The sequence below is a fragment of the Mesorhizobium sp. M1329 genome (assembly GCF_040318035.1).
Classification (GTDB): domain Bacteria; phylum Pseudomonadota; class Alphaproteobacteria; order Rhizobiales; family Rhizobiaceae; genus Mesorhizobium.
This window is the reverse complement of sequence record NZ_JAMYLN010000004.1, coordinates 90752-103040: the sequence shown is the minus strand read 5'-3', so window position 1 is coordinate 103040 and position 12289 is coordinate 90752. Positions and strand designations below refer to the sequence as shown.

Annotated in this window: 8 protein-coding genes, 1 tRNA gene and 1 pseudogene; all 10 read right to left on the bottom strand. The window is 60.0% G+C overall.

The annotated features are described in order from the left end of the window. Positions 1-23: 23 nt before the first annotated feature. Positions 24-773 (bottom strand): glucose 1-dehydrogenase, encoded by a 750-nt coding sequence (locus NKH21_RS05395; RefSeq protein WP_352863387.1) that lies wholly within the window; start codon positions 771-773, stop codon positions 24-26. A 144-nt stretch (positions 774-917) separates the two neighbouring features. Continuing rightward, a complete protein-coding gene (locus tag NKH21_RS05390) occupies positions 918-1910 on the bottom strand; it encodes an alpha/beta fold hydrolase (RefSeq protein WP_352863385.1) in 993 nt (330 codons plus the stop codon). A 385-nt stretch (positions 1911-2295) separates the two neighbouring features. Next, positions 2296-2988: a response regulator transcription factor gene (locus NKH21_RS05385; RefSeq protein ID WP_352863383.1), complete on the bottom strand. Its 693-nt coding sequence runs from the start codon at positions 2986-2988 to the stop codon at positions 2296-2298. A 2-nt stretch (positions 2989-2990) separates the two neighbouring features. Then, a complete protein-coding gene (locus NKH21_RS05380; RefSeq protein ID WP_027026534.1) occupies positions 2991-3368 on the bottom strand; it encodes a response regulator in 378 nt (125 codons plus the stop codon). A 2-nt stretch (positions 3369-3370) separates the two neighbouring features. Continuing rightward, a complete protein-coding gene (locus tag NKH21_RS05375; protein WP_352863381.1) occupies positions 3371-4012 on the bottom strand; it encodes a response regulator transcription factor in 642 nt (213 codons plus the stop codon). A gap of 399 nt (positions 4013-4411) precedes the next feature. Next, the gene (locus tag NKH21_RS05370; RefSeq protein ID WP_352863379.1) at positions 4412-7807 is read right to left on the bottom strand and encodes a PAS domain-containing protein; all 3396 of its coding nucleotides are present in this window, start codon (positions 7805-7807) and stop codon (positions 4412-4414) included. Between the two features lie 309 nt (positions 7808-8116). After that, on the bottom strand, positions 8117-9703 hold the full coding sequence (locus tag NKH21_RS05365) for an MFS transporter (protein ID WP_352863377.1): 1587 nt from the start codon (positions 9701-9703) through the stop codon (positions 8117-8119). A 23-nt stretch (positions 9704-9726) separates the two neighbouring features. After that, on the bottom strand, positions 9727-10818 hold the full coding sequence (locus NKH21_RS05360; protein WP_352863375.1) for an HlyD family secretion protein: 1092 nt from the start codon (positions 10816-10818) through the stop codon (positions 9727-9729). Between the two features lie 240 nt (positions 10819-11058). Next, positions 11059-11514, bottom strand: a pseudogene (locus NKH21_RS05355) (HAMP domain-containing protein); the annotation flags it as partial. Positions 11515-12206: 692 nt separating this feature from the next. Then, positions 12207-12272: transfer RNA gene (locus tag NKH21_RS05350), tRNA-Leu, on the bottom strand. Positions 12273-12289 lie beyond the last annotated feature (17 nt).

Genomic DNA, 12289 nt, shown 5'->3' with positions numbered 1-12289 from the left:
GCGGACAACGGAGCAAGCGCGACTCAGAGCAACGCCATTCCCCCGTCAACCCGCAGGTTGATACCCGTGACAAAGCTGCTCGCGTCCGAGGCAAGGAACAGGGCGGCCTTTGCCAGCTCCTCCGGCTGTCCCATACGACCTAGGGGTATTGCTTCCGCCATCGCCTTTTCGAACGGCCCCCGCTGTTCAAACGGTAAGCCTAGCTTATCGAGAATAGCCGTATCCACCGGTCCTGGGCTGAGCACGTTGACCCGGATGTCGCGGGACTTCAGCTCGATCGCCCAGCTGCGCGCGAACGCATTGATCGCTGCCTTCGAGCCAGCATAGACAGCATGCCCGTCCAGGGCTTTCTCGCTGGCCAGCGACCCTGTGAGGATGATTGCGCCGCCGTTCCGCATGATCGGGATCAGCTTCTGGACACCGAAGAAGACGCCGCGCGTATTAACGGCAAACTGCGCGTCATATTCTGCCTCGGAGACGTCGGCCGAGTGTGTGATGGTGTTTAAGCCGGCGTTCGCCATATAGATGTCGAGCGCCCCGAACCTCTGCCGGATCTGCTGCGCGACGTCATCATGGTGCGCCACATCGGCCACATCTCCTTGAATGCCCAGCGCGCCTGCCCCGATCTGTGCGACCGCTTCCTCGACCGCCTGCTGCCGGCGGCCGGTGATGACCACTTGCGCTCCCTCCGCAGCAAAGATTTTTGCAGCCGATAGTCCGATCCCACTGTTTCCGCCGGTGACCACAGCGATCTTACCTGACAGTGTGCCCATGTCGTTTCTTGCCTCCGAACGATTGGCGCCGGCCCTGCTGAAGGCGGCGAACGCTTCCGCGGCGTGCAGAAGCTGCGGCCAGAGGTCTCCAGAACTCGAATGGCCGCAGCTGAACGCAACACGCGTAGTCATGATTGCGGGAAGCTATCCTTTGATAAAGGCGAGCAGGTCGGCATTGACCTGATCCTGGTGCGTGGCCGTGATCCCGTGGGGCGCACCGGGGTAATATATTTCCTTTGCACCCCTGATCAGCCGCGCCGACTTGACTGACGAATCCTTGACCGGGACAATCTGGTCGTCCTCGCCATGCAGGATCAGCGTCGGTATATCGAACTTCCCGAGGTCCTCGGTGAAATCGGTTTCGGAGAACGCTTTGACGCATTCATATGCATTCACGAGACCGACCTGCATGCTCCAGAGCCAGAACTGATTCAGAATCCCCTGGGAGACCTTGGCGCCTGGCCTGTTTGCACCATAGAACAGTGGTGCGAGGTCCAGGTAGTGCTGCGAGCGATCCTTGAGGAGGCCGGCCCGTATACCGTCGAACACCTCGATCGGCAGGCCCTCCGGATTGGCTCGCGTCTTCACCATGATTGGCGGGACGGCAGCGATCAGCACAGCCTTGGACACCCGCTTCGTCCCGTGCCGTCCGATATAGCGAGCAACCTCGCCTCCTCCGGTGGAATGTCCGACCAGCGTAACGTCCCGCAGATCAAGCGCGTCGATCACCGCTGCGAGATCGTCCGCATAGCCGTTCATGTCGTTGCCGGACGTAGCTTGGCTGGAGCGGCCGTGGCCACGCCGGTCATGTGCAACCACACGAAAGCCGTTATGGGCAAGAAAGAGCATCTGCCCGTCCCAGGCGTCGGAATTCAGCGGCCAGCCATGCGAGAAGGTTACAACCGGCCCCCTGCCCCAGTCCTTGTAGTAGATTTCGGTGCCGTCCTTGGTCGTGATTGTGCTCATAGTCCTGGTTCCTTTGCCTTTTTGGTGGATGGCGGCGTTTGGCTTTCGGCCCGCGGTAGATTGCGAAGCGACCGGCAGTCCGGCCGTAGTGGCGAGGATCAATCCGCCCACCAAGACGTCACGGCGGGATGCGCCAATCGTGAAAAGTCCATCCCTGCTCATCGTGTCCATCCCTGATGCTTGGCCTTCAACAACTGGCTCACCATCACGATCATCGATCCGACCTGCATGGTCGCTTTCGGGGAGGGGTGAGCGAAGGAGCGGGCGACACTCGACGATCGTGATGGCTTGCGAGGAAGAGGATGCGCTTATCCGGCCTGCAAACCTATTCTACGGAAGGGTCTGTCGTGCGATGCCAAGGTGTAGGAGCGATACGCTGAGAAAAGGCTCGGCGGAGTACTTGGTCTACGCTGCCCCCAATCCTGTGCGGCACCGATTTGACGCAGCAGTCGCCAAAGCGTCATCGCTGGATAAATGTAGGTGGAGTGGACTCGCGCAAATCCGCGATCAATCGGCTGTCCCTGCATCATACTTGCAGGAAGGTTGGGGCAGAGATCTATGTCGCGTGGGCCTGTCGCATCGGCGCGGGCAGTGTCTCCCATGCCCGGATCAGCTCGCCGATGGAAGCGGCTTCCATCTTGCGCATGACATTGCCGCGATGGAGCTTGACCGTCACTTCGCTAATGCCGAGGTCAAAGGCGATCTGCTTGTTGAGGCGTCCGCGCGCCACTTCATGCAGAACCTCACGCTCGCGTGGCGTCAGCGTTTCAACGCGCTCGATGTTGCGCTTGACGATCACGGCATCCGCCCGCCGCTTGGCATCCATCGCAATACCCGCGATGACGGCGTCAAGCAGCGTCTGGTCCCGCACCGGCTTGGTGAGAAAGTCCACGGCGCCGGCCTTCATCGCCTGGACAGTCATCGGGATGTCGCCATGTCCAGTCAGGAAGATGATGGGTTTGGGGTTGCCGTTTTTCGCAAGATGCTGCTGCAGATCGAGGCCGCTCGATCCTGGCATGCGTACGTCGAGGATCAAGCAGCCGGGGCTGTCCAAAATGTCGGCGTCGATCAACTCGCGGGTCGAGGCAAAGCAAATTGGCTCGAAACCCGCCGACAGGATCAATTCCGATAGCGCCTCCCGGACAGACGCATCGTCGTCGACAATAATGACGAGCGGCTGCTTCGCTTCACTCCTGCGCTGCGGCGCCGACGATAGCGATCTCCGCTGGAGCGGCTGGTCAACTGTCATGATCATCCCTCGGTTTCTTGGTTGCGTAAAGCGTCACCCACCGCCACAAGCAGGGCCTGGCCATCGAAGGGCTTGCGGAAAAACCCGCTGATACCTTTGGCGCGGTACTGATCCGCTAGCTCGTGCCGGCCGGTAATCAGGAATACCGGAAGGTTTGGACGCGCCCTCTTGACCAGGTCACGAAGCTCAAAGCCGTCCATGCCGGGCATCCCGATGTCGGTGATGAGCACGTCCACGTCCGACAACCCACTGACGACCAGCGATCCCGCCGACGAGAAGCTGCGGGCTATATAGCCGGCGGACTCCAGAAGATCCTCCAGCGATTCAAGCAGCCTCGGATCGTCGTCAACCACCGCCACGACGGGCCTTCGCTTGCTCACGTTCAGCCCCCTCCCGATCGGCGCGAGTGCGTGATCGGTATTTCCAATCGCTCCGCCATGCGGACGAGGTCGGCAAGCGACGCGGCGCCCATTTTCTGCATCACATTCCTTCTGTGAATTTCCAGCGTAACTTCGCTGATTCCCAGTTCAGCGGCGGCCTGCTTGTTGAGCAGACCACTCACCACCAGCGGCAGCACCTCGCGCTCGCGCGGCGTCAACTCGAGGTAACGTTGCTTCAACACGCCAAGTCCGGCGCGCTGCGATCTCTGTTCCCGATCCTGGGCAATCGCGGCATGGATTGCGGTCATGAGGTCCGCATCGCTGAAAGGCTTGGTCAGGAAATCCACGGCGCCGTGCTTGATCGCACGCACCGAGGATGGGATATCGCCATGTCCTGTTATGAAAACGATCGGCGGATGACCGCCCACCGCGATCTGTCTCTGCAGATCGAGGCCGTTGATATCTGGCAACTCGACATCGAGGATGAGACAGGCAGGCAAATCCGGCTTGTCTGCATTGATATACTCACCAGCCGACCCGAAGCCTATGGCGCTCATGCCGTGCGAAACCAGCAGTTCGCTGAGCGCCTCGCGGATGCGTTGATCGTCATCCACGATGAAGACAATTTGCTCGTCCGTAGTCATGACGCGACTTTCGCATCGACGGACGCGAGAATGCCGAGATCGAAAGGGCGAACGGGTGTTTGAGAAGCACCGCCATCGGTTGCTCCCGATGGACCGACAAAGGCTCGAGATTGTCGGTGCTCTGCATAGCACCTTCTATCAGTGGCTGGATTTGGGCGGATGCTCATGGCGCTATCCTAGTCCCGCTACACGCCATTCGCATCTCATGGAAATCCATGCATGGATTTCCATCGGACTGGCCGACACACCCGTTTTGGAGAACCGGAATGAAAACCAAGCGCTGCCGTGCGAAACAATCGCTTCATACCGAGATGCCTGGAGAGCGAAGCGGCGTCTGCAATCAGTGCCCTCGTCTCGGATGCGTTCCGCGTATGACCAAAAGCTATTGCGGTCGCCCGATCATGGTGCAGCCTGCACCTCAACCGGAAGCGTGAAGACGAACCTCGCCCCATGCGGAACGCGGTTCTCCGCCCATAAGCGTCCGCCATGAGACTCGATGATCGAACGGGAGATCGCGAGTCCCATGCCCATTCCTTGTCCTTTTGTCGTGAAGAACGGGTCGAATATCTTATCGGGATGTTCGAGTCCCGGGCCGGAGTCGCTGACTTCAATCTGGATTGTGTCCCCTGACTGGCGCACACGCATCCCAAGAACCTTGTCACCGGCAATGGCGTGCATCGCCTCGATGCCGTTGCGAATAAGATTGACCAGCACCTGCTGGATCTGGACGCGATCGAACGCGACCAGCGGAAGGTTGCGTTCGACGTCAATATCCATGCGAACACGACACCGTATGGCTTCCTCGGCCATGAGGTCACGGGCTTCGACAATGACACTGGGGACCGGCGTGCTGGTTCTCATTTCAAGGGACGGCCTGAACAAGGCGCGGATGCGGCCAACGACATCTGCCGCCGAGTTGGCGTCCCGGATAATGCGCTCGGCTGTGATCTTTGCGCGGTCGAGATTGGGGGGCTCGGCGGACAGCCAACGGTGACATGCATTGGAGTTGGCGACGATCGCGGCCAGCGGCTGGTTCACCTCATGAGCTATGGATGCGGAGAGTTCAGCAAGGCTCGCCGCTTGGCTCGCACGTGCAAGTCTATCTTGCGCCAGCCGAAGCTGCTCTTGTGCACGCACCTCGTTTTCTATGTCCAGGCAGATAACGTTCCACTGCACGATGGCCCCTTCAGTGTTGCGCATCGGTGCAGCTCGCGTTTCGACCCAGCGATATTCGCCATCGAAGCGCCGTAGACGGTGCCTTCGCGCGTAAGGCTCGCCTGTGGTCAAGGAATGGGCATATCTCTCCTTGACACCTGCCAAGTCGTCGGGATGAACACCCGCTTCGAGTGTGCCGGCCAGCCGCGATTTTCCCGCTTCGTCCAGTTCTTCGAGATTGTAGCCGAGAAATTCGCGGAGCTGCTGGCTGCGGTACATCGGCTCGCCATCCGGCGCGGCACAATCGATCATTGCCGGCAGCGTTTCTACGAGTTGCCAAAGCGCGCGCTCTCTCTCGCGCAGCGCTTCCTCGACCCGTAGCTGATCGTCGATGTCGTGCGTAAGGCCGTACCACTGGACAATGCGTCCGCTCTCATCTCTCAGCGGCTCGGCCTGGCCCTCCATCCAGCGGTAAACGCCATCGGCACGACGCAGGCGATACTTCATGAAAAAGCGCTCGCCAGTGGCGAAGCAACTGTTGAGTGCTTCCCGCAGGCTGGGTGCATCGTCGGGATGAACGACGGTGGCTATGAAGGCCGCCAGCCGGTTCGTGTCCGGCATGTCCGCGTCCGTTATGCCGAGGCCGAGAAAATCGATCAGGCGCTTGTTGAAGAAGGTCGGCTCGCCGTTCGAAGACAGCCGCCAGAGGTAGCTCGGAACCATGTTGACGAGTTGCGAGAGCGCCTGCTCTCGGTTGTGCAACGCAGCCTGGGTGGTCACCAGATCGTGGATGTCGACGCTCACACCGTACCATTGCAGAATATGGCCATCTTCGTCGCGGAGCGCCTCCGCGCGCGTCTCGGTCCAGCGATAGTTGCCGTTGGCGCGCCGTTGGCGATATCTCTGCACGTAAGGCACGCCCGTTGCGAATGAATGGCGGATCGCTTGCCGTGCCGTATCGATGTCGTCTGGATGGATCACACTTAGGGACGGCGAGCCGTCCGGGGCGATGATGTCGCTAAGAGTGGCCCCGGTGACGTCCGTGAACCGCTTGTTGACATAGGATGGCGTTCCTTCCCGTGTCGTACTCCAGATCAAGGCGGGCACCGTGTCGATGAGTTGCTGAAGGCGTCGCTCACTTTCGCGCAATGCCTCCTGCGCTCGTACCTCATCATCGACATCGAGAGAAACGCCGTACCATTGCACAACGGCGCCGTTTTCATCACGTCGGGGCTCCACCCTGCACTCCGCCCAGCGATAAGAGCCATCCTTTTCAAGCCAGCGAAACCGCATGGTGGAGCCCTCGCCGGTCTCGAAGCTATTCGATAGCGTGCACTGCACCCTGGGAGCATCTTCGGGATGGATCAGCTTCTGCAGTAATTCATCGATGCGCGGCTCGCCCAGATCTTCGAAGTTCGCGATGACGGAACGGAAATGGTCCTGGTACCGCTTATTGAAGTAGGCCGGCCCGCCCGTCGGCACGGCGCTCCAGATGCGGACCGGCACGGCGTCAATCATCTGCTGGAGTTGCCGTTCGCTCCGCCTCAATGCCTCGACGCTTTCGTGCAATGTGAGCACCGCCTGCTGGTGCTGCCGCGAAATGGCGGCCACGATCAGAGCCGAGAACGCCGAAATGACCAGAAAAAGCTGCAGCATGATCTGGTTGTTCTTTTGGGAACCGGGATCGCCGGCAAATTGACTGGCGCCGGACACTGTGAATACCGCCGTGATCAGCGCAAGCAGGATCAAGGCGACTGCGGCGCCCCTGAACTCAAAGCGCACCGCGGCCCAAAGAAGAGGCGGCATGATTATGTAGGCGAAGGGCAGGTAACCGCTCAAGGAGAGGGCGGCAACGCCGAGAAAGATCAGCCCCAGGACGCCAGCTTCGATCCATCGCGCAGCCGAAAGCCGGGCCGTGCCGCGCCAGTTCTGGAACACGACTAGCGCCAGCGGCGCCACGATCAGGACCCCGGTTGCGTCGCCGATCCACCATAGAGGCCAGGCCGCGGCGAAGCTCTGTGACTGAATGCCGAACCACGCAAGCGTTGCACTTCCCACCGTAGCGCTTGCGACTGGCGCGATTCCAGCGGCCAATACGACGAATGCGAGAACTTCCTGCAAGGTTTCCAGCCGAAGCGGGCGCTTGCAAGCCCGATTCACGAGCCATGCCCCGGCGACCGCTTCAAGAGCGTTTCCGGCATAGATCAGGAAGGCGGCAGGCAGCGGAGTGTGGAACCACAACAGGTTGCTGGTCAGTTCAGCCACACAGGCTGCCACCATCCACCACGGCCAGCTATACCTGGAGGCAATGAGGAGCGTGGCGATGAAAAGCCCGCTCGGAGGCCAAATGGAGATGCCCGTTCCAGGTACGATCGCGAGCGACTGTGCGAATCCGCAGCCCAAGACGTAAACCGCGATAAAAAGTCCCAGATGCAAGGATCGAGGGCGATGCGCCCAGAGACGAGACGAATTGCTTGTTTCAAGATCACTGACAATATTGCCGGGAGGCAGGCCTGGTTCATTTGCCGCGCGAGGTCGATCCCTTCCTTGCGATCCAAATCCGGGTTGATCCAACCCATGCTTCAGCGCGCGCGTTGCTTCGGACTCGGTTTCGCTAGGCGAGATGGATGCTGTCGTCATCGGCTGCTCCTGACGGACACACAAAAGCCTTGTCGGCTCTCCGTATAGCACTTGCTCTCAGCAGCTGGAATCTAGGCTGACGAACTCGCAGCCCATAATAAACCCGCCGCGCCCCAGCCGCATCTCATGGAAATCCATGCATCGCGAGAAGACTGGACGATACGGCCAGTTCATGTCGCGTGCCGCTTTGTCTGCTGCACAGCGAACCCGGAATGCCCCTGCATCCCCCAGCCTATCTCGTCCGGTCGACACCGCTCGCATTATAAATCCAGAGCCCTGCCGGCAAACATAAGTTCCACTGTATATGGCCTAGAGGCGCTGGGGTCTGAAGCCTGTTCGGTTCGGCCGAGCGGCTCGGCGGCCGAGGAATTGCTTGGTGAGAATGAGACAGGGCGCAGCGACCGCGAACAGCACGACAAGCGCGAAGAAAGCCTCATCGAACGAGATCGTGGCGACCTGCTTCTCGAGGGCGCGCTGCAGCAGCGGGAGCGCGGCCTTCGTCGCAGTGGCACTGTCCATACCGTTTGTCAGCAGGACGTTCGCGGTGGCCCGCAGGCGCTGGTCCACGGCCGCGTCGCCATTCATGAGGTGGGCAGCCAGTATGGTTCGGTTGTGGACATTCTGATGATCAATGTACGTTTGCAAAAGGGCTGTGCCGGTCATACCGCCCACCTGTTTGCCGAAGTCGAACAGGCCGATGCCGAACGGCAGCGCATCGGCTGTAAGTCCCCGAAGCGTAACCAGCGTCAACGCCACGAACAGGAGACCCAAGCCGAATCCCCGCAGAAACAATGGAAGGCTCAGGTCCGGTGAGCCGCTCGCGCTGGTCGAACCCGACAGCAGCCACATGGCTCCGGCGAACAGCAAAACACCAAACGGAACAAGCGCAATTGGGTGAATTCCAGCCTTTTCGATGACGAAGCCAGCGAACAGAAGTCCCAGCGCGAGGGCGGCCCCACTGGGTAGCAGAAGCACTCCTGCGCCCGTGGCCGTAAAATCGAGGACGTTGAGGGCAAAAGCCGGGATGAGATAGGCGCTGCCCGAAAGAGCAAAGCCCGCGACGATGCTGACGAGGAGGCCAAAGCGGAAGTCGGGACTATTGAGTGGCGAAACCGTCAGCAGTGAGCCTTCTGAACGGAAAGCGATTTCCCAAATGGCCAGAAAGCCGACGGCCACGACACCGATTGTGGCAAGCACGGTGATATCCGTGTCGTCGAACCAGTTGAACCTGTTGCCTTGCAGCAGGACGTAGGTCAAAAGCGCGGCACCCAGGCCGAGCAATAAGACCTCAAGGACAGGAAGCTTGATTTCCCGCCGGTAAGTCCGGTCGCCGTCAGCCCCAAGAAGGACAAGGGAGGCTATGCCGAGGAGAATGTTGCTCAGGAATATCCACTCCCAGGTGAGATGGTCTACGAGCCAGCCCTCCAGGGCTGGCGTGACGGTCGCCGGGGCCATCACGGCGCCTACAGCGAAAATTGCCTGAACGACCGGCTGGTTTCTGTGCGGGAACCGGAAGAACAGCAGGGTCTGGCCTGCGACAAGGATAGTCCCGCCGGCCAGCCCCTGGACAACACGGCAGATGTCGATCCAAGTGAGGTTAACCGAGAACGTCATTGCCGCGGATGCCAGCAGAAGGGCGACGATCCCTGCACGCAAACAGGCGGTCGGGCTGACTGCCCTGATAAAAAGCGGTGCGACAAGGAAAACCGTCAGTTTGGCAGCGATGAAAACAACGTCGGCCATCGCAAGTTCATCCGGCGTTGCGTAGGTATCGCCAAGCATGTCGATCCGGCCGATGGACAGTGCAGTGGACGCGACCGCGTCCATGACGGCGGCCAGCACGATGCCCGTCGCCATGAGCGAGGCGCGCAATGGTGCGCCAAGATGATGCTGCACGGCTCCTCCTTCAGCGAGATGCGTCACTGTACCGAGCGTCCGTTCTCGGTTCCGCCGGGCTGCGTTTCCAGCGCAATAGCCGCATCCCTGGCACTAACGGCGATCGCAACGCGAGCCGAGAGCCCCGGAACCAGGCGGCCGGGCAACGGGTTGCGCGTCATCCTGATCTTGACAGGCACGCGCTGGACAACGCGAATGAAGTTTCCAGTCGCGTTGTCCGGCGGCAGCAAGCTGAATGCAGCACCGCTGCCGGGTGCGAAGCTGTCGACAACACCAGCGATTTCCAGATCTGGATATCCGTCGACCCTGACGCGGACAGGTTGACCGATCTGCACCTGCTTCAGCTGGGTTTCCTTGAAGTTGGCGACGACCCAGACGTCATTGACAGGAACGATGTCCAAGGCTGCCGCTCCCGGAGTGACATAGCGGCCGACACGGATCTGGCGATTGCCGACGATTCCCTCGACCGGAGCTCTCACGATTGTATTGTCCAGGTCGAGCATAGCCAGTTCGAGCGCTGCCTGCGCCTGCGACAGGGCGGCCTGCGCGGCGGACAATTGCGCATCCAGCACGTCGAGCTTCAGCTTTTGAGCCAATCGATTGGCTTCTGCGCCGTCCAGGGATGCCTGTGCCTTATCATGGCCAGCCTGTGCATCCTGCAGCTTCTGATCGCTTGCTGTCCCGTTCTTCTGCAGCGTCACGTAGCGATTCAGGTTGGCGCGCGCGAACTGCAGGTCAGCCGCGGCGGATTGCTTCTGCGCCTCAGCCTGCGCAATCAACGCGTCCTGAAGTTTTCGGGTCGCCCCGATGTTGGCGATATCCGCGTGCCGGGCGGCGACGTTGGCCTTCGCCTGGATCACTTTGGCCTTGTAGTCGCTGTCGTCGATGCGAAAGAGAACAGCCCCCTTTGCAACGCTGGCATTGTCATCCACATCGACTTCGACGACATAGCCCGCCAGCTTGGGAGCGATATTGGTAGTGTCTCCGCGGAGATAGGCGTTGTCGGTCGCTTCCTCGAATCGGCCCATCGTGAACCATTGCCAACTCCATATCGCTGCCGATGGAACCACCATAAGGGCAACGATGGCGAGTGCGATCTTGCGGGCTCGGCTCATGATCGCCTCGACCTCAAGTCAACGCACGCTCCATCGCGGCGGTAACTCCCGGAGAGAGAGATGGTCGGCAAGGCTGCAAGCCGCGGTGCCTGATAGGCTTTCACGAGAATGTCTCCGTCGAGTTGCGGTTCTGCACCAAGCAGAGCTGCCGAACGATCGCGGATTTCATGGTCCCGCGGCTATCACACGAATGAACATTCCAACTCGCCCGATCGGTAGTTCGTATTGGACCTCGGCACAGGTTACTTCCGAAGCAAAAGAGGCCAACTGGCCCACCATGGTGTTGACGATTTGCCGATGCGCAGGAATTCGCCGCGCAGGGGTCGGCCATCAAATTCGACCGTCATGGTTTGCGAGAGGTCGCCCTTGGCGACGGCGCCGATGACGCGCAACCTCAGCCGTGGGCTGAACCATGTCCTCGACCAGATCGTTAACCGACCGGACGCTGGATTCCCAACTGCCGGTGGCGTTGCGGACCCGGCCGCGTTCGTTTATCCGCCCCTCCTTACCAACAACCCGGCTCAAGTGATCGAACTCACGCGTCACTTGGTCATTGAGATCGACGATTTCGTTAAAGGTGTCTGCGATCTCGGAATCGAGGACTTCATAGACGTCGTCGATGCGGACGGAAAATTCGCGGCGTCTGAAGGCTTTTAGAGATTTCAGGATGTTTCGACGGTCTAACTGCCTTTGGATGCCTCAAGGGTCACAGCCCCTCCCCCACGGCTTGCTTCGGATTATCGCCCCTCGCGGGCAGACGATATACCGCCCCAAACGCCGAGCTTGACGTTGGTTCCATCGCTGCGCAGGCAAAGATCGCCATTGCCGCCGCACTGCTCGGTGCACCATCCCTGCTGATCCTCGATGAGTCCCTGAACGGCCTTGATCCGCTTGCCGCCTTCGAAGTGAAACGCATCAGCTTGGCTTGGCTTCGAACGGCCGCCATGCTGTCATCATCTCCAGGACAGCCACGCACCCAGGCGATGAGGTCAAAGTTATGCAGGTCTTTCGGAATCCATGAGCTGGTGAAGGAGATAACGCGGCCTAGTACAGACAGGGGATGGTTTTCGGATGACGTCTGCTCTTGGCACTGGCAAGGGACCGGGATGAGGCGCGTTGCTGCCATCCGCAACGCCGAGAATGAAGGTCTTGACGGGTCAAACTCTCACCTTCCGAGCGCGTATTCTCGTCGTCCGACAGGTTTGTCTGACTGGTGCACAGCTGCCATAGACGATCAGATTGAATCAACTGCGGCCAGTCTCCTGCTGGCTATCCTTTACCAGAATCAAAAGCCCCATCTTCGCCCAACTACGCCAGAGCTTGCGAGCGATTGGTGAGCAGCCTTCGCACAATCGCTGGTGTGTCTGAGGCTAACTCGTTGAAATGATTGGCGCACCCGACAAGATTCGAACTTGTGACCTCTGCCTTTTGAGGGCAAGGCACTCCCCTGCGCCAGATTTCGTAGGCAGGA